Source organism: Paenibacillus ottowii, from assembly GCF_050516475.1.
GTDB lineage: Bacteria > Bacillota > Bacilli > Paenibacillales > Paenibacillaceae > Paenibacillus > Paenibacillus ottowii.
Genome location: NZ_CP191577.1, coordinates 4248502 through 4268951, shown reverse-complemented (window position 1 = coordinate 4268951; position 20450 = coordinate 4248502). Strand labels below are relative to the sequence as shown.

Here is a 20450-nt window from a genome sequence, read left to right as displayed (position 1 = left end):
AATCTTGGTATCCGGGTCTAACGATTCCTTGAGAGGCAAGTGCCTGAATGGACTGGACCGCTCAGGCATCCTCAGCGTCGAGCAATTTCACCTGAGCGGCTGTACATCTTGATCAATCTTATGATGCATGACATAAAAAAGAGCTTAGTACGGCTTGTTTTTATAGTCATGACCTACAAATATGACACTTTGACACTACCGTATGTGACAGATAACAAGTTAGATTCGAGGGGCAATTTATAACGTATTAGCAAATAAAATAAAGAGTAGGAGAGAATCAAATGACGAAAGAATCAGCTCGCAAAAGGTTGCAAGATTTCTACTTTTTGTTGTTTACCTTCGGGTCTGGACTGTTTTACTTTTGCTTCTATTTGGCCAGTATTACATTTGCGTTGGGGATGACGGTTATCTTCGTGGGTGTTCCCTTGTTGGCGAGTGTGTTGCGAACATCTCACACGTTTATCCAATATGAACGCATTCAGACGAAGGTTTATACGGATATATCGGTAGAGCCGATCCTGACAAGGACAAACAGTGGAAGGGATAAATGGATGAAAGCGAGAGAAGCCATTCTTAATAGTAGCAATTGGAGGGCCGTTTTTTGGCTTATGCAGAAATTTTTTATTGGGGTGATCAGCCTTATATGTGCCGTTATACTGTACATAGCTCCGATCGTATTTATCGTTACACCGATACTTTTTCAACATCTTGATATATACTTATGGGGATTCGCTGTAGATTCATGGGAAAAGGCTATATGTGTCATGCTCGCTGGGTGTATTCTCGTCTGGATCAATACTCGCATTGGAAACAGCTTAGTTCAAATAGTCGGAATGTACACGCATTCCATGTTTAAAGCTATTAAGAGGTGATAATTTGTTTACAACCTGGAAACAATGGCTCTGGTATGACTGGTTATTGCTTTGTATACGTTTTGTCATCTGGTTTTCATTGATGATAACTACTATTCAACACCAAGACCATTTAACTGTGCCCCTTTGGATCATCGTCCTTTGGGAAATTGCCGCATTTTCAATACCTTGGATTTGTTTAATGTTCAGTTATCGCTACTATCTGCTTACTGAGATGGTTTTGTTTGGCGGAGTGTGCTTCTACTTAACCTTATTATTTCCGGCGGCATATCTTGCATTTTTAATGCCAACTTTCATGATCGCGGCAAATAGTGCCCATAAATCATTCCGTTGGTCGGGTTCTATCACAGTTGTTTTGTTTCCATTGCTCGTTGCAATATTTTCCCCAGGAACAGATCTATGGGCGATTATCCCACAAATCGGTCTGGCTTTTGCGATAGGATTTTCCTTCCACTTACTCGTTTCTAATTACCGCCAAAATGAAATTATACGCAATCAGAAGCTTGTGCTGGAACAGTACCTATCTCAGATTGAGCGGATTACTTTGTTGGAGGAGCGCGACAGACTTTCCAAAGATTTGCATGATACGATGGGGCATTCCTATACCTCGATCATTATGGGGTTGGAAATATTGCGTACGGAATTAGCAACAAAAGATGGAGAGCAGAAAATCGACTCATTATTGCAATTAGCCCGTAACAGTATGGAGGAAGTGAGAGCCTATTTGCATCAAATAGATTCACCACAAGAATCGCTTCCCTTGACTGTTACTTTGCAACAATTAGCAGAGGAGTTCCAGAAACATGCAAAAGTAAATGTACGGACTCGAATAATAGGGGAAGAGTACATAGTCTCCAAACAAGCGAAAATGGCGCTTTATCGGTGCTTGCAGGAATCGCTGACTAATGCTGTGCGCCACGGACAATCCACCGAAATCATTGTGTCACTGCATTTTGAGCCACAACAAACAAGATTGGATGTACAGGATAATGGTCGCGGAGTGGACGAGTGGAAGGATGGCTTCGGATTAACTGCAATGAAAGAACGTGCGACACAGTTACAAGGGAGAGTCACTGTATACTCCGAAAAGGGCGAAGGGACGTTCATCTCATGTGTGTTACCTAGACTTGTACAATTGTCCGATGAAAGAATCCGCTTGTGTATCGTCGATGATCATTCGTTTATCCGGGACAGTCTCCATACCATCTTGGACGGACAGGAGGACTTGCAGGTAGTGGGGGTGGCTGAAGATGGGGAACAAGCTGTGGAATTGTGCAGAAGCCTGAATCCGGATTTGATATTAATGGATTTGGAGATGCCCAATCAGGATGGGATTCGTGCGACCCAAATAATCAAGGAAACATGGCCTGACATTCGCGTTCTCATCCTGTCAACGTTTCAGGATACAGAGAGGGCGAAGGAAATCATGCGAAGCGGTGCTGACGGCTATTTGCTGAAATCCATAGAGTCGCGTGAACTGGCTGAAACGATTCGCCTCGTTTATCGGGGAGGCACGGTAATTGACCAAGATTTGTTCCATAAAATGTGGGACGACAATGATGAAGAAGAGTCAGTCGGATCGAGGTCAGATGGAAATGAGTATGGCTTAACGAAACGCGAACTAGAAGTTTTGAATCTTTTGTCTCAAGGAAACCGTTATAAAACAATTTCTTCGAAACTTTACCTATCCAACGGGACAGTAAGAAATTACGCCTCCACTCTCTATGACAAGCTGGGAGTCAACAATCGGGAAGAAGCCGTGCAAAAAGCAAGAGAGACAGGAATACTTTTGTAAGAGCTGTTGAAGTCCGAATTATGTTTAAATGTACAATTTTCTTTTATTGAGAGATAAATGGATAAGAAAAGGACGCCCCTCAAAGGGGCGCCATCATAAGGGGGGAAGGGGTGCAGACTTGTACACTGCACCCCTATTTTCGTCCATCGTATGGGCAGGACCAAGTAACAGTTGCACAACGGCAAAGGTTCAATGGACGAGAATTGTGAAGAGGAAAGGGGATATGATTTAGTTTACGCCTACAGCGTCAAAAGATTTGGCAGCTGCAGTTGCTTCTGCTGAGTTTGCACCGTACAGATCTTTTGCAGCCTGGATCACAGCAGCACGTGCGTTGGAGAAGTCAGAGGAAGAAGTCAGGTAGTTCGTAAAGGCACTGTAGTAAATTTGCACGGCTGCATCGCGGCCAATTCCATTTACAGTTACGCCATGGAAATTACCGCCTTGTGCTAACAAGTAGTAAGCTTTATTGATAATACCGCTGTTTGTATGAACACCGCCGTTATCGGAGCTGCCTTTGTACAGGTTTGAATAGTGATCTGGTTGATCGTACAGGGTAGGATTGGACATTGAGCGAAGGGCATCGCCTGCAATGTTTGGTGTATAAATATCATCGCCCACAAGCCAGTTTTTGCGCTGAATGTCATTACCGATGACGTCCGAGAAGGCCTCATTCAGTGCGCCAGACTCTCCGTAATATTCCAAATTCGAGGTATACTCTGTGACACCATGTGTAAGTTCATGCCCTACTACATCGGGGTCTCCGCTAAAGGCGATAAATGTGCTACCGTCTCCATCTCCATAAGTCATTTGGGAGCCGTTCCAGAAGGCGTTGTTGTAACGGCTGCCGTAATGGACTGTCGAACGGAGCTGCAGACCGCGTCCGTCAATGCTGTTGCGTCCGAATTTGGATTTATAGTAATCATAGGTTTTGGCAGCGTACGCATGGGCATCGACACCGGCTGGATCATTCCATACATTATCAGCATCTGTCAAAATGGTACCTGGGATGCTTTGACGGTTGGAGGCTGTGTAAGTCACGATACCGTTACCGCGTGTTGTATCTTTTAACTGATAGCTACTGCCGGAAGCTGTAGTGGTGAATGATTTGGTATCACCAAGCACACCTTTACCTGTGCCTGTCGCTTCGTTAATGATGTCATACTGGAATACGATACTGCCGTCATTGGCATCAATAATGTAGCGGGTACGCAGTGGGGCAGGTTCTAAAACATTGACTTCTGTTACATAAACCAGCTGCAGGTCATCCCCCTTAGGGTAGTAGTAGAGTTCTGCTTTAGGATCTACTTCAGGCTGCAGATTAGCGATTTTGGCAATGGAACTTTTTTCTGCCTCCACCGCTTCAATTTTGCTATCTTTCAGGGCAGATGCCTTATCGAGACTCAGCTCGTCCTTATCAATGGATATCGTTTTTCCGTTGTTAGCTGCTTCGGAGTAAGTATCTTTGCTTACACTGGTTTGCTCCTCAGCGTCTTTAGAGAGGGTATCGTCGGAGGTAGGGAGGGCTTCAATTCGTGCAGCTGCTTCTTTATATGCGGTGTAGACCGCTTCAGAAGCGCTGATTTTTGGAGTTGTACCTTGCGTAGCTTCAGCCTGCTGATCCTCAGTCACCACGGCTCCTAAGTAAGAGGTGACTTCACCAGATTTGCCCACATGAATAGTCTGTTCAGCTCCATATACGGGAATCCCGTTTACATACTGCTTCAGCCGATAATGGCTCACACCGGACTTGTCGCTTGTGCGATCAACAATTCGGAATTGTTCACGTACACTGGATTTGTCCTCACCCAGCAACGTTTTCTTTTGCCGATTCAAATAGCTCCATACAATGTCGTCCCCTGATACTGAGGAAGGGGCTTTCCATTGCTCGGCGTGAAAGGTTGGTGTAAGCTGAGCTGGCCCCGAAACGGAACTCTCCGCTGATGCACCAGACGCTACAGACCCCAACAACATAGCTCCTCCAAGAAGCGAAACCCATACTTTTTTCATTAAAATTCACTCTCCTCGATTAATGTCAGGATGAATCATCCTGTTTTGAATAAGGTATTGCGCCACTTATGTAGGTCATGTTGTCGTCTGGGATAAAAGAATGGAACATGAAGAGAAATACCGAAGTGTTTTCATGAAGCGTACGTGAAAAGAGGGTACTGCATGTGAAGCATGTAGCCTAAAAAGGTGACAAACTCCTCCCTTCCTGTCGTATGCAAAGATAGTGGAATCATAGCCGATAATGGAAAAAAGTTGCCTTATGCAAAAAAAACAAAAGTTGATTTTTCGAACTCCCATCATCTGGCTCTGATATTATCACAGAGAATGACGGACGAGAAGATCCATGTAACAAATTTATCCAAAATGATTCTTTAGACCCTAAAATCTCATTTATTTAATGGGAATAATAAGTTTTGTAAAATAAAGTCGAAAATTGCTGTGTCGAAAAGTCTCCACGCTTGCCGTTACACACGGCTTTTGGACCGCATAGGTTATGTTGAACTGTCCTAATCATGCTGTTCATCTATACAGCAGCAAGGGAGGTGAGACGGGAGCATGAGGAAGCGTGGAAAAGCTGGATTCAAGATCAATCGGAGGCGGCATTCCGGAGCTTATTATCACTCTAAGATGTGGCTACCGTACCGAATGCCGAACATGGATAAGAAGCCGATAGCCCCCGACAAGAGCGATGTACCCGAAACGGAAAGAGGGGCGCAAAGCGGCATAGCGCGGCCATCTGAACCATCATCAGCGGGAAAGATTCTCGTATCTGTCATTATTCCGGCCATGAATGAGCAAAAGACCATCGGAGCTGTGATTCGCGAAGCGCGCCATGTCCATCCACATACAGAGGTTATCGTCGTTGAGAACGGATCACACGATAGAACGGCGAAGGTGGCAGCGGCGGCGGGAGCTCGTGTACTTTCCTTCCCAGAACCGCTTGGACATGATGTGGGTCGTCGTATTGGAGCGGAGGCGGCATCCGGACAGATCCTGCTTTTTCTGGATGGTGATATTGTCATTCCCTGTGCCAGACTTCGGCCATTTATACAGGCCATATGCGCAGGAGCGGATGTGGTGCTGAATGATTACCATGGACCTGTGAACCGCACGCCCATACATCCTGTAGTTGAGGCAAAGCATGTATTGAATATCTTGTCGAATCGTGCTGATTTAGGGGGAGCGTCGATGACGGGTATTCCACATGCCATAAGTCAAAAGGCTTTAAAAGAGGTGGGTCTAAAGTCCTTGGAAAAACCTCCGCTATTTCAAGTGATGTCCATCGTCTCCGGGTTACGAGTGGTGACTGTATATGGAATAGCTGTCGGTAGAATGAACGCACCACGTAAAAAACAGAATGGCAAGGACCCGCTGGCAAGTGTAATTGTCCAGGATCACCTGGATGCCATTGCCTGGCTTACATCACGTCTGGGAGCACGGGCGGGATATACGGATTTGGAGCGCAAGCGGATCAGAGACGAGGTGAAAACGTGACTAGAGCGTATCGCAGAAGAAAACGTGAAGACCCTGGCTTGGGGTTAAGACGTGTACAGCGAAAACGAGAATCGACGGCTTCGATGCATAGCCGCAGGGTGAGAAAGCCCACACCTCGGGCGAAAGGAATGCCCGAAATCAATCCGCCTGAGGAACGTGAAGCCCCGAGCCCGAGCGATATTGTATTGCAGGGGACTGCAGCAGCCGTGGTTAGCGCCTGTAATGAGGAGGCTACGATTGACCGGGTTCTAGGCGAGCTGGAGAAACTTCCGCTTGCGGATATCATTGTCGTATTAAACGGCTGTACGGATGGTACGCGCTCTGCCGTAACCAAACGCCATCCTGGGGTGACTCTCGTCAACGCACCGGATCGCCTGGGGCATGATGTTGGCCGTGCGGTAGGCGCACGTTTGACGCAGGCTGATATCGTTCTATTCGTGGACGGAGATTTGCCGATCCCGGCGTCTGATTTGCTGCCTTTTCTTCAAGCGGTGGATCAGGGAACGGATGTGGCGCTTAATGATCTGGGCAGACATTTGCCGCCCTATCCCCAGCAGGACAGCGTAACACGGTGCAAAGGGTTCCTAAATCGCGTACTGCGCAGGTCGGACCTTGGAGCAAGCTCATTGACTGCTGTACCCCATGCATTATCACGGCGTGTGCTGGATCAACTGGGGCCGGCTGTGCTTGCAGTACCGCCGAAGGCCCACGCGATGGCGATTCTGCATGGCATGATCGTGGCAGCAGTACATGCTGTCGATGTGATTAAAACCAATCGCAAGCGGTCCTTCAATGTCGGGAAAGGGAACGCTATGGAACAGTTAATCATCGGCGATCATGCAGAGGCGCTGGCGACAGTGTTTCAAGTAGCCGGATATTCTCCGTTCGGACCTGTACCAACACGGGTAGACGTTGCCAAAGGGAGGAATGCACGATGAGTCTGACGAGCATCATTATTCCGACTTATAACGGCCTGGCTTTATTAAAGCCGTGTATCGAGGCGATTCGAACACATACGACAGATGCCCCGTATGAAATTATTGTTGTGGACAACGCTTCGAATGACGGAACGGATGATTTTTGCGCATCCGAACGGCTAATCAGCATACGTCTTCCTGAAAACAGGGGCTTTCCAGCAGCTTGTAATAAAGGAATCCGTCTGGCTTCGGGTGATCAATTCGTCATTTTAAACAATGATGTGACGGTTACACGGGGATGGCTATCGAATATGTTGGCTGCTTTGCACAGTGAAAGCTCGGTGGGATTGGTGGGACCGGTGACGAATTACGTCAGCGGTATTCAGCAGATTCACGGAATAGAAGGAGATATGGTCAGCTGTCTGAGATATGCGGAGCAGAATAATACGAGCAATCCCTCAAGATGGCAAGAGGTCAGGCGCTTGGTCGGGTTTTGCCTGGTATTTCGTCGTGAGTTGATGGAACGGATTGGATTGCTGGATGAACGGTTCAGCCCCGGACATTATGAGGATGACGACTATTGTCTGCGTGCACGCGTGCATGGCTACAAGCTGCTCATGTGCAATGACTGTTTTGTCTATCACCAGGGGAATGCGAGCTTCTCGCGCTCGGACACTTCCTGGCTCGAAGAGCTGATCGAGCGGAATTATCGATTGTTTATAGAAAAATGGAGCATCGATCCCAGAATGTTTATCGAAACGGGAAACACTGCGATTCCATGCACTGAACATGCTGTCGAAGGAGGAAGGAAGATATGAAAGGGGTTATTCTCGCAGGAGGAACCGGATCGCGCCTTCATCCGTTGACTACATTACTCAACAAGCATCTGCTTCCGGTCGGCAAGTACCCTATGATCGTATACGGTATCGAAAGGTTGCGGCAAGCGGGGATTACCGATTTGCTCATTATTATTGGTAAACAATCGGCTGGACTGTACACTGATTTTTTAGGTAGCGGCAGTAATTATGGTATCCAATTGACTTATCGGATTCAAGAAAAAGCGGGCGGGATTGCGGAAGCACTCGAATTGGCAAGAAGCTATATGCAGTCAGAAGAAAAGTTCACTGTTTTGCTGGGTGATAATTTGTTCAAGGAAGATTTGGGACCTGTCATCGAACGGTTCAAACAACAGCCACCAGGGAGCGCCAGAGTCTTGCTGAAAAAAGTGGCAGATGCCCGTCGTTACGGGGTACCCGTGTTTGATCCCGAGCGTCCGGAGAGCATTATGCGGATTGAAGAAAAGCCGCAGCATCCTCAGTCTAAATATTGTGTTACGGGGATCTATATGTATGATACTGCCGTATTCGATAAGATCCGTGAAATAACACCTTCGGCACGTGGTGAGCTTGAGATCACCGATGTTAACAACTGTTATGCTGCTGAAGGCAAGCTGGAATATGATATTTTACGGCGCTACTGGAGCGATGCAGGGACCTTTGATTCCCTTCAGGAAGCTGGAGTGAAAATGAAGGGACTTCTACCTTGATTTCAATGAAACACCATTCAGCCGGGCCAGGCATATAGTATAGGCATAATGCCACCCGGAGGAGTGAACGGCATGAAACGCCTGAGTATGCACAGCAAACGGCTCGGAAAGAAGGGCTATTGGTCAGGCTATAACAGGGGCCAGGAGCAAGGCAGGAAGTTGGGGCAAGCTTCGTTCGGCAAGGTATTTGAAGGCGTCAGTATTATTATTCCGTCCTGCAATCAGCTTCAACAGCTCCGTGCCTGCATTCACCATCTTGAGGAGAATACGACCTATCCTCACGAAATTATTGTGGTGGACTGCGGCTCGACAGACGGGACACCCACCTATTTGCTCCGTAAAAGCATCGGTGTGCGCTATGCTTTGTTAACAAAGGATGTTCAGAGGATCGGCAGTCTGAATCAGGGACTGATGATGGCAAAAGGCACAACTATTGTCGTACTGGACCCACATTCCATAGTGACTCCTGGCTGGTTGGATCGGTTGATGAGCTGTCTAAACAGCGATCCGCGTGTTGGAGTTGTCGGACCTGTAACGAATGGTCCCTTCGGAGAACAGCAAGTTGAGGTTCCTGATATGAACGGGCATGAAGTAAATCCATTTGCTATGGCCAATGATACCCCCAATCCGGAAGCATGGCGGGAGACTAAAAACCTGGCCGCATTTTGTCTGCTACTGCGTAGAGAAACTTTGGTAAAGACAGGGTACTGGGACGAAGGCTGCCACAGTAGTGAGGAAGCCCATGCAGATTGGCTGCTGCGTGTACGCTTATTGGGAATACGTATGGCAATTGCCAGAGATGCTTTTATCCATTTTGCAGAAAGTGATCGGGATACGGTTGATGGTTTTCCTCAAACGACTGAAAGAAGCGGTTCAGTGGAGGAAAGAAGCCGGAACCGATCCTTTTTTGTACAAAAATGGGGGAACGCGGATAAGCTGTTCCACGACCCGCAATTCGGAACAGCAGACCCGGACGGCCAGGGGTTATCAAGTAAGGAAGCACATTTATCAGCAGCAAGCTTTTATCCTATCGGGGCGCTTGTTCAGGGACCATCCGGTGCAGTATTTCGGATAGAGCCGGGAAGTAGGCGGCGGCTGTATGATGCTAGTGCTGTGGGAGGTGAGCACGTGCGTCCTGTTAGAGTGTCTCAGCTTGATTTGTTGGCGCTTCCCTTGGTAGGGGAGCCGGACGCGACGGTCTCTGTCAGCACTGACGCAACCCCTGTGGCTGTAACGCCCAATGAACCCTTGCCTGTACTGGCGGCTCCTGAACTGGGGAACATGTCTATGCTGCCCACACTTCATATCCCGGCTCAACGCAAGCGCTGGATCGAGTTACTGTATGCTGAAGGCGGGCAACTGTACCAAATCGGCAACGGCTGGAAAAGACCGTTCCTTACCCTCTACGCCGTGATGAGCTGGCGGGCTGAGGACTATCCCATTCAGTTTTTGTCCTCCGAAGATTTATCGGCATTGCCGGAGAAGCAGCCTATTATTGCTCCACCAGTGCTGCGAGGGCATTTGTAATGATTAATAGGCTTTTTTTAGGCGAACCGACTACTCGCTGCGGCATACGCTGTAGTAGCGGAAAGCCCGTAGGTATTTCGTGCGTTCCGCAAGGCGGAACACATAAAGGAGGGGCTTATGCATAACGAATTAGATGATTTGCTGATCCATATTTCGCACTCGCAGCAGCAGATGTCGAGGCTGCTGGATGCGGAACGGCAGGTGGTCGTGCGCATGGCACAGATCATCCATGAACTGCCGGATGAGGAGCCGCGTTTTGATGGGATTCCGGGCATTATGGATAGTTCGGGACAGGTAAACAAAAGTATTGTTGCCTATTTGAACGGTATTGCCGACCTTCAGGAAGCCATGGCTGAAATGCTCGTTCGTGTGGTGAAGGAGACGGCATATCCGGAAGAGGAGTAGTGTAACAACCGAGGGTAGGGAGTGAACACATGAGTAGGGAAAAAGCAATGCTTTACATGCTGGATGCGGCCTCCAAGATGCAGCGGAATGTATCTATGATTTTGGAGGCCAAGGCGGTCGAAGCGGAAAAAATGCGTAATTGGACGCTGAACCATCTGGCGCCTTCCGCATTTGAAACCGATGAAGAGCAGTTGGGACGGCCTTTGGAAATTCATGAGCAGATGGTGGAAATGCTGGAGGGATTGACCCGGCTTCAGACTGGACTGTGCAGCAACCTTAAAGCATTGCTGGATCAGGATGAGCAGCAGGGTGGCGGAATGGAAGGAATGATGGGAGGAATGGGCCCGGGGGATATGAGCTAATGAGCATGAGGCGTGAACGTGAGATTAAGCTGGATATGATGGAGTCTATTGCTGCCAGCCAGCACGCCGTTGCCCGGATGCTGACCAGTCTTGCGGACTTGACGCCCCATGTGGATATGTCGGCTTCCCGTCTGGAAGAGACCATTCGTCTACTCAGCAACTATCAGGGGAAAATCACGCAAATGCTGGCGGGTATTCAACTAAGAAGGCAGGTATATGGGAAACCGACGAAGCCATGGCTCCAGGTGCCTGTGCAAAAAAGTGAAACCAAGACGAGAAAGAAAAGGAGGAATGAACATGAGTACAAGGTGGGGACGCATCAGTCGAGCCAAAGCCCGCAAAAGACGTAGAGATGCCCGACGTTCCAGCATTCGCAGATTAAAACGGAGAAGAAGACATCTGCTTGCTCTAAGACGCCGAAAAAGGGGACTTTATCCTGTACGTAGAAGACGTTCTCTTTCGCGGCGACGGAAAAAACCTCAAGCTAACCCGGTCGCAGCTCCTTCAGTCGAGAATCCACAGCCCTCTGTTGTATTAGAGCATGACCCGCAGGCATTCCAGCAGGGATATGATGCTGCTTACAATGAGGGCTTCAATTCAGGCTTTGCCAAAGGATATGAAGATGGCCACCAAGTCGCTTATAAGGCACAGTAAATTATGCCAATGATCTATTGCGGTTAACCCCCGAAGCTGGCAGCTTCGGGGTTATTTGCGTTTTGGTAGTTGGACGGGCAAACGCCAATTTTGTCCGGGCAGTGGCAGTCGTCCATGATGCGTTTGACCCCTCCGCATATAGTTTAGGAGTGACAGAAGTTTATCCTACAACAGGACAGGGTGAAGGATGTGAATGATCAACGAAGCGGAAATGAACGCGAAGCATACCGATGTGGCTATCGGGAAGGACGCAGAATGGGCGGTTGCACGGCTGCTCTGTCACAGGTCGTGGCAATACAACCTGCTGTTCGCCAGTTGAAAGTATTGTATATTCCGCAAGGTTTCGCAGCTATAGACACAGGTGTGCAAGAAGCATTGAGCCAAATATGCAGCTCGTGCGTCATTGGTACCCCTGCTACGATGCTGGCAGACGCTGCGGCTCACCGTCCAGACCTCGTACTGGTTATGAACGGACTGCATGTTTTTCCGGCGGATCATCTGGAGCAGGTACAACAAATACGAGCCTTGGGCATTCGGACGGCCATATGGTTTGTAGATGATCCCTACTTTACGGAGGATACGGCGTTGATCTGTCAATTCTACGATGTCGTTTTTACGCATGAAATTTCCTGTCTGCCGTTTTATCGCGAACAGGGAGTAACGAAGGTTCACTATTTGCCGCTTGCTGTGTCAGCCCGTATCTTTTATCCCCGGCGAGTAGAACGTGAGCATCAGCATGATATTTGCTTCATTGGAAATGCCTTCTGGAACCGTGTGAAGCTGTTCGACTACCTTGCTCCCTTCTTGGCGGACAAAAGAGTGCTGATCGTAGGTGGGCACTGGGATCGGCTGACCCGGCGTGATGTGCTGGAGCGCTTTATCCGACCAGGTTTTATGGAGCCGGAAGAGACCGCTCAATACTACAACGGCTCCAAAATTGTCATCAATATGCACCGCCCGACAGACCCCGGACTGGATAATCGGAACACACACCAGCTGTCAGCGGAATCCATCAATCCTCGGACATATGAAATTTCCGCTTGCGGGACGCTTCAAATGACGGATGTGCGGAAAGATCTGCACCGCTATTATCAACCAGGCTATGACATTGAAACCTTCTCAGGAGCAGAGGAACTGAAGGTGAAGCTGGACTACTATCTCAAGCATGACTGGGAACGCGAACGCATAGCCTGGCGCGCACTGCACACAACCATGCAAAAGCATAGGTACTCAAATCGCATGGAGGAATTGCTGGACAAGGCGATGGCCTAAAGTAAACACCATAAACAGTGAGGAGTGAAAGTGATGACGATATCTACGACAGGACCGTATGACCCAGCTGTTCACCAGACAGCGGCGGCCTCCTGGCAGAAGGGGAGAGCGGCGGGAATCCATGACGGATACGATGAAGGATACCTGCGCGGACGTGCTAACGCGATTGTGTCGCGAACGAAAGCGACATTTCCTTTTCGACAGATCCATGTACTGTATGTCGTCTCGGGTAAAGGCCTTCCGTATTCTCCACTGGATGAGGCGATCATTACCACGTTGCAGAGCATGACGGCTCAGGTTACCGTGACAGACCCGCGCCAGCCGGTAGGAGATATTGCCGCTCAGCTCCGTCCGAATCTGATGCTGGCACTCGACGGGATGGATTTTCCGCTAGAGCAGGTTGCTGCGGTACGCAAGTTGGGCATCCCTACTGCCATCTGGCTGACAGACGATCCCTATTACACTGACACGACGACCAAATTGGTGACGAATTATGATTATGTGTTCACCTTAGAAATGAACTGTATAGAACTGTATCGTCAGCTGGGTTGCACATCGGTGCACTACTTGCCCTTCGGGGCATTTTTGACTCACTATTTTCCGCTCAGCTCGCCTGCTTCAGTACGACGTGAGATTGGATTTACAGGTTCAGCCTACTGGAATCGCATCTACTTCTTTAATCCAATTATGCCGCAGCTTATGGCCCGCAACATTAAAATCAACGGAATCTGGTGGGATCGTCTCCCCGATTATCAGTTGTATGGTGACAAAATTGAGCTGGGCCGCTGGATGTCTCCGGCCGAAACGAATGATTCGTATAACGGCAGCAAAATCGTAATTAACCTTCATCGTTCCCATCAGGATGATTCGGTGAACAATAATGCATTGAAAATTCCAGGGGTTTCGCCAAATCCCCGCACGTTTGAAATTTGCGCCAGCGGCACGCTGCAACTGACGGATACAAGGGACGATTTGGCTCGTTTTTACAAGCCGGGGGAAGAGATTGAAACTTATAGTTCCCAGCAGGAGCTGCTGGAGAAGATTGAATTTTATTTGACACACGAAAAGGAGCGTCGTGAGATTGCTCTGCGTGCTCTCGAACGAACCCTGCGGGAGCACACGTATGGTCACCGGATTGACCAACTGCTGTCGGTCATATTCCCATAAGGCCATCCATACGTCCGCTGGTTGCTATTTTATAAGGAGGTGAACTCCGATCAAGCCGAAAATGATGCTGTTCAGTCATGTCAGCAATGTTCGCAGTATTACAGGGGCGGAGAAGCTGCTGCTGCAATTTTGTCTAGACGTTCGCACGTATTTCGATTGCATATTGGTAACACCTGATGAAGGACGGCTGACCTCAATGGCCCGCAAGCGTGGCATCACAGTTCAGATTCAGAATCTGTTCATGCTGCATGGCATGTATACCCCTTATGAGGGATTGGCGCAAGATGCAGAGAATTTGCGGAACCATGTGGTGTATGCACCGTTACTTCAGATGCTTGGGCAATCCCGGCCTGATGTGGTGCTGGTCAATACCTGTGTGAACGTCATGCCCGCGATAGCTGCTCAAGAGCTTAATATTCCGGTGATCTGGAAAATAACCGAGGTCATTAACCAGAATGCGTATACGCCAGTTTCTGTCTCCATTATTGAGCGTTATAGCCAATGGGTCATCGGCATTTCGCAAGCGGTTATGCGTCCTTTGCATGGCGGGGGACTGACACGTCCGCATACAGTGTTGTCTCCATGCCGGGATATGGATATGCCATCGCCTAGAGAACATGTGCTGGAACGGAGAAGGAAACGTGAAAAGCTAGGACTGCGGGATTTTCATATCTGTATTGGTTATATTTCTTCCTTTATCTACGAAGCCAAAGGGCTGTTGCCTTTTGTCCATATGGCTCTAAAGCTGTGCGAAACCAATTCACGGTGCCGTTTCTGGATTATCGGCAGCTCAGTGGATTCCGAGTATTACGTAAAATGTGTCTCTTTGATTCGCCAGTCTCGTTACAGCCGCCGTTTCCAGTTCAGTTCATTCGAGGAATCCGTCTCAACAGCCTATAGTGCAATGGATATTGTAGTGATCCCTAGCATGGTGGAGGAAGGGTTTGGCATGACGGCTTTGGAAGGTCTGGTGTACGGCAAGCCTGTGGTAGCCTTCGCGCAGGGCGGACTCGTGGAATTAATGGAATCAACTGGGAATTCGGATTTTTTGGTAGAGCCGGGAAACAGCGATATGCTGGCGCAAAAAGTAGGCTATCTGCTCGACCATCCCGAGGAAGCGGAACGAATTGGTGTGCGTAACAATAGTGCGGCTACGCGCATCTACGGACCTGATTCCTACCGAAGCAGTCTGCACGTTATGGTCAGTCAATGGGTATGTCATCATCCGCATTGGTTCCCGTTGATTCAGCAGCCGGGCGGTCCTGTATGGACGAGGGAAGGCGGAGGGCTGCGTCAGGTCACTGCAATACCGGAGGCATATACCAACACCGTTCGGGAATTTCCCGAATCGGTGATTAACCAAATGCCGGTGCTGGGTCTGCCGCCCATCGAATATGCAGCCATTCAGGGTTTGCCACAACCAGCTCTTCCTTTGCCTGAGTCACCCCCTGAATTACCTCGCCGCAAGCGTAGTATTCAGGCAAGATGGCCAAAGAGCCGCAAGCATCCCCGACTGCGAAATCGCAGGTATAAGAGAAGCGCTGGCAGAAGCCGTCTCAAGAAAATTCTCGGCTCCCCATTGTATCGAAGCTCCAAGTCCAGACAGAAACTCAAGCGGAAATTGAGGCTCCTGCCACGGCGATCCAGAGCGCACAAGCAGAAGCGAGTCACATTCAAGGGAAGACAGAATGCCAAACAACGGTCCGGGTGAACATACGCCGGACCGCTTGAGATGAACATTAAGCCGGAGCACAGCCAGTCTGCTGGATGGCTATTATTCATTGAACTTCACAATTCAATGAAACAATGACAGCAAAGGTGGGTTCCAAAACGATGAAAATATTGACCGTGCTCGGCACAAGACCGGAGATTATACGGCTCAGCTTGATTATTCCGAAGCTGGACCACTATGCGGATAAACATGTGCTTGTGCATACGGGCCAAAATTATACAGAAAGCCTGAGCGGACAATTCTTCCGCGAGCTGGGATTGCGCGCCCCGGATTATGTACTTCAGGAGAAAGCGGGAACACTGGGCAAACAGCTGTCTGCCATGTACTCGCAGATGGAGGATATTTTAAACCAGGAACGCCCGGATCATGTACTATTGCTCGGGGATACGAACAGCGCTTTATGTGCCCTGCTTGCGGAACGTATGGGTTACCCCGTTGTGCATATGGAGGCGGGGAATCGCTGTTATGATCTGGATGTGCCAGAGGAGAAGAACCGACGCGTCATTGATGCGATTTCTACCATTAATATGCCTTATACAGAGCAAAGCAAGCAGCACCTCCTACGCGAAGGCTTCCCAAGCCAACGAATTATACGGACTGGAAATCCGATTTATGAAGTGATGCAGCACTATGAGAAAGAGGTATCCGGCAGCGAAATTTTGAAAAAGTTGGGACTGTCGCCGGGGGAATATTTTCTGGTTACTGCCCACAGAGCTGAAAATGTCGACCATCCGCCGCATTTGCTGGCTATTTTGGATGGTCTTAACCGGGTAGCTCGGCGGTTCGGGCAGCGGGTCATTTGCAGTATTCATCCCCGCACCGCCGCCCGGATCGCAAGCCACCCGCCGATCCAGCTTGATCCGCTGGTAGAGTTCCACGAGCCGTTCGGTTTTTTTGACTTCGTTCTGCTGGAGCGGCATGCCCGCTGTGCTTTGACGGACAGTGGCACCGTACAGGAAGAATGCTGTGTCATGGGGGTGCCGACGGTCACGATGCGGCGCACGACCGAACGGCCGGAAACGGTGGATTGCGGCAGCAATATCGTGTCCGGTCTTGATGGCGAGGTTATAGCAAACGCTGTAGCCTTAATGACCGGGATGAACCACAAGTGGCAATGTCCCGCAGGCTATCTGGCGGAAGATGTGTCGGATAAGGTAGTTAAATTTCTGCTTGGAGGGAAACGGCATGTTTGAAAACCAACGTATCTTGGTTACCGGCGGCACCGGCTCATGGGGGCATGAGCTGGTTGCCCAGCTATTGCCGCGTAACCCCAAAGAGGTCATTATCTTTTCACGCGGAGAATCGAGTCAGGTTGCAATGAACAGGCAGTTTGAGGATGAACGGCTCAGCTTCTGTATTGGGGATATTCGAGATAAAGATGCGCTGACTACCGCTTGTCAAGGAGTAGACTATATATTTCATTTGGCAGCCCTCAAGCACGTGCCTGTCTGTGAGGATCAGCCCTATGAGGCACTCAAAACCAATGTCGTAGGCACCCAAAATGTGATCGAGGCCGCTGTCGCCAACCAGGTAAAAAAAGTCATTTATATCTCGACTGACAAGGCCGCCAACCCGTCCAATTTCTACGGCATGACAAAGGCGATTGGAGAAAAGCTGATTGTTTACGCCAATCTGCTGAATAGCGATACACGGTTTGTGACGGTGCGCGGCGGTAATGTTTTGGGGACAAACGGAAGCGTGGTGCATTTGTTCCAAAGCCAGATTCGCCAAAAGGGTAAGGTTTTTATCACAGATATGAACATGACCCGCTTCTTCCTGACCTTGCGTGATGCCATCAGTCTGCTGTTCAAAGCATCCGTAGAAAGCGTCGGCGGCGAAATTTTTATCATGACCATGCCAACCTGCCGTATTGTGGATTTGGCGGAGGTACTCATTGAGGATTCAGGCGTGGAAAATGTAGAAATCATAGAAAAAGGCGTCCGTCCCGGTGAGAAAATTCACGAGATTTTGATGAGCGACTTTGAAAGCCTGACAACGGTAGTATATGACGAGCAATATTTGATCATTCTCCCAACCCTGAATATTCCTCAATTAAAGGACCGTTATAGTCAGTGCCCTCCAGTATCGTTCAGCAGCTTTAGCTCGGAATTTAATTTGATGTCAAAAGAGGAGATCCGAGCCATTCTCCAAAGCGGGGGGTTCATCAAATGAAGCTGCTTATTTTGGGTGGTAACGGCATGGCGGGTCATGTCCTGGTTAAGTATTTTCAAAATCAGAGCGGGTATAACGTGTTCTACACCACCCGTGATTCAGCAAATAAAGGCGGTCTCCTGCTGGATGTAAAGGACGGCTTTATGGTGGAGCAGCTGGTACGGAGTGTACAGCCAGACGTTATTATCAATGCGGTCGGCGTACTCAATCAGCATGCCGGGAAGGAGCTGATTGCAGCATACCAAATCAATGGATTGCTGCCGCATCTCCTCCGGCAGACGGCGGATAGTATCGGTGCCCGATTGATTCATATCAGCACAGACTGCGTATTCGAAGGAAAGCGGGTTCCTGGCTTATATGAAGAGACCGATCAACCGGATGGGACAAGTGCCTATGCTATAACGAAAATACTCGGAGAAGTGAAGGCGCCACGGCATCTGACCATCCGTACCTCTATTATCGGACCGGAGATTCGACCAGGCGGCATTGGTTTACTGCACTGGTTTTTACAACAGAGCGGGGACGTTGACGGATACCGCCGGGTCTTTTGGAACGGGGTCACAACGCTGGAATTAGCAAAAGCAATACAAGTGTTGATGAATGAGCCGCTGGACGGACTTATTCATCTGGTTCACCCTGAACCGATCAGCAAGCATGATTTGCTGCTTCTGTTCAAAGACATCTGGAAGAGAGAGGACATTCGGATCGTGCCGAAGGATGAGCCGGTGCAGGACCGGACGCTTCGTTCTACCCGGGCCGATCTGCTCTACGATGTTCCTCACTACAGCATCATGCTGAAGGAGCTGCTGGAATGGACAGAAGCACAGCGGAACAACGTCGGCCTGTCATAGTTATTACCGGAGCGGCTGGCTATACCGGGATGCATGCCTGCCGCCATTTTGCAAGCCTCGGCTGGGAGGTGGCAGCGCTGACTCGCACTGCCGCTTCTGCTTCAGAATTGACCTTTCGGTCTGGCAATGACGGGAATTCCACGCCGGAGACAGACACACGCAGTTGTATTACCCCTTATGTGTGTGATTTGCTCGACAAGAAACGTCTGGGCGAAGTGATTCGACAAATTGCTCCGGATTATGTGCTTCACCTGGGTGGCAAAAATTCTGTACCTGAATCTTGGCAGAGTCCATTGTTATACATGGAATCCAATGTACTGTCCACCCTGTATCTGCTTGATGTACTGCGACCTTTCCCCCAAGCCAGAATCGTCGTAGCGGGTTCTCGGCTAAAGACGGCTTTGCAGGCACCGTACCATCCAACGCATCCATACAGTCTTAGCAAAAGCATTCAAGAGGCAGTCGCGCTCTCGTGGGGCGCGCTGTTCGAGCAATCGGTCATGCTGGCAGAGCCTTGCAACCTGATTGGTCCAGGTCCATCCACCGGCTTTTGCGCATTACTCGCGGGCTATATCGTTCGGACAGAACGTATGAAAGAGCACTCGGTAACGGAAGCAGCTCCGTTCCGTGTGTCTTCCCGACATGCGCAGCGTGATTTTCTCGACGTTCGTGATGCTGTTCGGGCCTATGGAGTGCTATTGGAAAAGGGAGTACCAGGCCGAATTTACTCGGTTTGCACAGGCCGCATTGTGGAGCTGGGCGATATCGTGGAACGTATGGTTGCGCTAGCGAAAATATCCATTTCCGTACAATGGGGGGATGTGGCCGAGTCGGTGCCAACAAAGGCATATCAGGCGCAGGAGCTGGAGGAGATGGGCTGGAAGCCGACCATACAGCTGGGGCAATCGCTGGAGGATATGATTCAATACTGCCGAGCTGGAAAGGAAGGAACGTTATGAGACCAAAAGTAACGATCGTTATTCCCTTTTATAACTGTGGATATGTGGATCAGGCTTTGCAGAGTGCATTGGAGCAAACCTACGGGCCGCTTGAGATTATTGTCGTCGATGACGGGTCCACCACACATGTTAATTTGCTTCAGCCCTATCTTCCCTATATACATTATTTGGGCAAATCCAACGGTGGAACAGCCAGCGCTTTGAATCATGGTATCCGGCATGCCAGTGGCGAATATATTGCGTGGCTCAGTTCCGACGACACCTACCATAGGGACAAAATTAATAACCAGGTTTCTTTTATGATCGAACAGGGCGCATACATCTCTCATACGAATTTCAATTTCATTAATCAACACAGCCAAGTCACAGCCTATCAGGCAGCGGCTGTATTTCCGTCCCTGACGGAGTTTTACCGTTTTTTCCAGCAGGGAAATCCGGTCAATGGATGTACGGTGATGTTTAAAAAGGAGCTTTTTACACATATCGGTCTGTTTGATGAACTGCTGCCGTACACCCATGACCTGGATATGTGGTACCGAGTGATGCTGGCCGGATATCCATTCCCTTTTCTGAACGAGTCCTTGGTTAATTACCGTTGGCATGATGAGATGGGAACCAAAAAACATTGGCCCGCTGTGGAACAGGAGTACCGCATCACTCAAGCACGTTATCGAGATCGCTTTAGTCAGATGTTGGGTGGCTTATCCTCATGAAGCGA

At 49.2% G+C, this 20450-nt stretch carries 20 protein-coding genes; 19 read left to right on the top strand and 1 reads right to left on the bottom strand.

All coding sequences use genetic code 11. The features are described from left to right. Window positions 1-281: 281 nt before the first annotated feature. Both ACQQ6X_RS19850 and ACQQ6X_RS19845 read left to right on the top strand, forming a co-directional pair. Window positions 282-872, top strand: coding sequence for a sensor domain-containing protein (locus ACQQ6X_RS19850; RefSeq protein ID WP_305166726.1), 591 nt, complete (start codon window positions 282-284; stop codon window positions 870-872). 4 nt (window positions 873-876) lie between these two features. Continuing rightward, entirely contained in the window at window positions 877-2667 is a 1791-nt protein-coding gene (locus tag ACQQ6X_RS19845; protein ID WP_305166725.1) for a helix-turn-helix transcriptional regulator, read from the top strand. Between the two features lie 228 nt (window positions 2668-2895). Here ACQQ6X_RS19845 and ACQQ6X_RS19840 read toward each other — a convergent pair whose 3' ends face one another. Then, window positions 2896-4674, bottom strand: coding sequence for a M4 family metallopeptidase (locus ACQQ6X_RS19840; protein WP_305166724.1), 1779 nt, complete (start codon window positions 4672-4674; stop codon window positions 2896-2898). Between the two features lie 555 nt (window positions 4675-5229). Between ACQQ6X_RS19840 and ACQQ6X_RS19835 the strand changes: the two genes are divergently transcribed. The 17 genes from ACQQ6X_RS19835 (at window position 5230) to ACQQ6X_RS19755 (ending at window position 20445) form a co-directional block, all read left to right on the top strand. Beyond that, complete coding sequence (locus ACQQ6X_RS19835) at window positions 5230-6168, top strand: glycosyltransferase family 2 protein (protein ID WP_305166723.1); 939 nt, start codon at window positions 5230-5232, stop codon at window positions 6166-6168. Then, window positions 6165-7106 (top strand): glycosyltransferase family 2 protein, encoded by a 942-nt coding sequence (locus ACQQ6X_RS19830; RefSeq protein WP_305166722.1) that lies wholly within the window; start codon window positions 6165-6167, stop codon window positions 7104-7106. The genes ACQQ6X_RS19835 and ACQQ6X_RS19830 overlap by 4 nt, the downstream gene beginning before the upstream one ends. After that, entirely contained in the window at window positions 7103-7903 is an 801-nt protein-coding gene (locus ACQQ6X_RS19825) for a glycosyltransferase family 2 protein (RefSeq protein WP_305166721.1), read from the top strand. Before ACQQ6X_RS19830 ends, ACQQ6X_RS19825 begins: the two co-directional genes overlap by 4 nt. Further along, window positions 7900-8631: a sugar phosphate nucleotidyltransferase gene (locus ACQQ6X_RS19820; RefSeq protein WP_142613427.1), complete on the top strand. Its 732-nt coding sequence runs from the start codon at window positions 7900-7902 to the stop codon at window positions 8629-8631. The genes ACQQ6X_RS19825 and ACQQ6X_RS19820 overlap by 4 nt, the downstream gene beginning before the upstream one ends. 72 nt (window positions 8632-8703) lie before the next feature. Next, the gene (locus tag ACQQ6X_RS19815; RefSeq protein ID WP_305166720.1) at window positions 8704-10158 is read left to right on the top strand and encodes a glycosyltransferase family 2 protein; all 1455 of its coding nucleotides are present in this window, start codon (window positions 8704-8706) and stop codon (window positions 10156-10158) included. A gap of 117 nt (window positions 10159-10275) precedes the next feature. After that, window positions 10276-10563 carry a hypothetical protein gene (locus ACQQ6X_RS19810; RefSeq protein WP_063209434.1) on the top strand — a complete coding sequence of 96 codons (288 nt, stop codon included), beginning with the start codon at window positions 10276-10278 and terminating at the stop codon, window positions 10561-10563. Between the two features lie 29 nt (window positions 10564-10592). Next, window positions 10593-10925, top strand: coding sequence for a hypothetical protein (locus ACQQ6X_RS19805; RefSeq protein WP_063209432.1), 333 nt, complete (start codon window positions 10593-10595; stop codon window positions 10923-10925). Continuing rightward, window positions 10925-11275, top strand: a complete 351-nt coding sequence (locus ACQQ6X_RS19800; RefSeq protein ID WP_149034166.1) for a hypothetical protein — start codon at window positions 10925-10927, stop codon at window positions 11273-11275. Before ACQQ6X_RS19805 ends, ACQQ6X_RS19800 begins: the two co-directional genes overlap by 1 nt. Beyond that, on the top strand, window positions 11223-11579 hold the full coding sequence (locus ACQQ6X_RS19795; RefSeq protein WP_155762566.1) for a hypothetical protein: 357 nt from the start codon (window positions 11223-11225) through the stop codon (window positions 11577-11579). The genes ACQQ6X_RS19800 and ACQQ6X_RS19795 overlap by 53 nt, the downstream gene beginning before the upstream one ends. Before the next feature lie 180 nt (window positions 11580-11759). Further along, window positions 11760-12851, top strand: coding sequence for a CgeB family protein (locus ACQQ6X_RS19790; protein ID WP_063209428.1), 1092 nt, complete (start codon window positions 11760-11762; stop codon window positions 12849-12851). Between the two features lie 33 nt (window positions 12852-12884). Beyond that, the gene (locus ACQQ6X_RS19785) at window positions 12885-14018 is read left to right on the top strand and encodes a CgeB family protein (RefSeq protein ID WP_149034164.1); all 1134 of its coding nucleotides are present in this window, start codon (window positions 12885-12887) and stop codon (window positions 14016-14018) included. Window positions 14019-14079: 61 nt separating this feature from the next. Continuing rightward, window positions 14080-15729: a glycosyltransferase gene (locus tag ACQQ6X_RS19780; RefSeq protein ID WP_305166719.1), complete on the top strand. Its 1650-nt coding sequence runs from the start codon at window positions 14080-14082 to the stop codon at window positions 15727-15729. 122 nt (window positions 15730-15851) lie between these two features. Next, complete coding sequence (gene wecB / locus ACQQ6X_RS19775) at window positions 15852-16943, top strand: non-hydrolyzing UDP-N-acetylglucosamine 2-epimerase (protein WP_305166718.1); 1092 nt, start codon at window positions 15852-15854, stop codon at window positions 16941-16943. Further along, complete coding sequence (locus ACQQ6X_RS19770; RefSeq protein WP_305166717.1) at window positions 16936-17922, top strand: polysaccharide biosynthesis protein; 987 nt, start codon at window positions 16936-16938, stop codon at window positions 17920-17922. Before wecB ends, ACQQ6X_RS19770 begins: the two co-directional genes overlap by 8 nt. Further along, the gene (locus tag ACQQ6X_RS19765) at window positions 17919-18773 is read left to right on the top strand and encodes a dTDP-4-dehydrorhamnose reductase family protein (RefSeq protein ID WP_305166716.1); all 855 of its coding nucleotides are present in this window, start codon (window positions 17919-17921) and stop codon (window positions 18771-18773) included. Before ACQQ6X_RS19770 ends, ACQQ6X_RS19765 begins: the two co-directional genes overlap by 4 nt. Further along, a complete protein-coding gene (locus ACQQ6X_RS19760; protein ID WP_305166715.1) occupies window positions 18734-19732 on the top strand; it encodes an NAD-dependent epimerase/dehydratase family protein in 999 nt (332 codons plus the stop codon). Before ACQQ6X_RS19765 ends, ACQQ6X_RS19760 begins: the two co-directional genes overlap by 40 nt. Further along, a complete protein-coding gene (locus ACQQ6X_RS19755; RefSeq protein ID WP_305166714.1) occupies window positions 19729-20445 on the top strand; it encodes a glycosyltransferase in 717 nt (238 codons plus the stop codon). The genes ACQQ6X_RS19760 and ACQQ6X_RS19755 overlap by 4 nt, the downstream gene beginning before the upstream one ends. Window positions 20446-20450: the final 5 nt, after the last annotated feature.

Coding starts and splice junctions, on each gene's coding strand:
- ACQQ6X_RS19850 (WP_305166726.1), top strand. CDS start 282: ATGACGAAAGAATCAGCTCGCAAAAGGTTGCAAGATTTCTACTTTTTG.
- ACQQ6X_RS19840 (WP_305166724.1), bottom strand. CDS start 4,674: ATGAAAAAAGTATGGGTTTCGCTTCTTGGAGGAGCTATGTTGTTGGGG.
- ACQQ6X_RS19835 (WP_305166723.1), top strand. CDS start 5,230: ATGAGGAAGCGTGGAAAAGCTGGATTCAAGATCAATCGGAGGCGGCAT.
- ACQQ6X_RS19825 (WP_305166721.1), top strand. CDS start 7,103: ATGAGTCTGACGAGCATCATTATTCCGACTTATAACGGCCTGGCTTTA.
- ACQQ6X_RS19820 (WP_142613427.1), top strand. CDS start 7,900: ATGAAAGGGGTTATTCTCGCAGGAGGAACCGGATCGCGCCTTCATCCG.
- ACQQ6X_RS19815 (WP_305166720.1), top strand. CDS start 8,704: ATGAAACGCCTGAGTATGCACAGCAAACGGCTCGGAAAGAAGGGCTAT.
- ACQQ6X_RS19810 (WP_063209434.1), top strand. CDS start 10,276: ATGCATAACGAATTAGATGATTTGCTGATCCATATTTCGCACTCGCAG.
- ACQQ6X_RS19805 (WP_063209432.1), top strand. CDS start 10,593: ATGAGTAGGGAAAAAGCAATGCTTTACATGCTGGATGCGGCCTCCAAG.
- ACQQ6X_RS19800 (WP_149034166.1), top strand. CDS start 10,925: ATGAGCATGAGGCGTGAACGTGAGATTAAGCTGGATATGATGGAGTCT.
- ACQQ6X_RS19795 (WP_155762566.1), top strand. CDS start 11,223: ATGAGTACAAGGTGGGGACGCATCAGTCGAGCCAAAGCCCGCAAAAGA.
- ACQQ6X_RS19785 (WP_149034164.1), top strand. CDS start 12,885: ATGACGATATCTACGACAGGACCGTATGACCCAGCTGTTCACCAGACA.
- ACQQ6X_RS19780 (WP_305166719.1), top strand. CDS start 14,080: ATGATGCTGTTCAGTCATGTCAGCAATGTTCGCAGTATTACAGGGGCG.
- wecB (WP_305166718.1), top strand. CDS start 15,852: ATGAAAATATTGACCGTGCTCGGCACAAGACCGGAGATTATACGGCTC.
- ACQQ6X_RS19770 (WP_305166717.1), top strand. CDS start 16,936: ATGTTTGAAAACCAACGTATCTTGGTTACCGGCGGCACCGGCTCATGG.
- ACQQ6X_RS19765 (WP_305166716.1), top strand. CDS start 17,919: ATGAAGCTGCTTATTTTGGGTGGTAACGGCATGGCGGGTCATGTCCTG.
- ACQQ6X_RS19760 (WP_305166715.1), top strand. CDS start 18,734: ATGGACAGAAGCACAGCGGAACAACGTCGGCCTGTCATAGTTATTACC.
- ACQQ6X_RS19755 (WP_305166714.1), top strand. CDS start 19,729: ATGAGACCAAAAGTAACGATCGTTATTCCCTTTTATAACTGTGGATAT.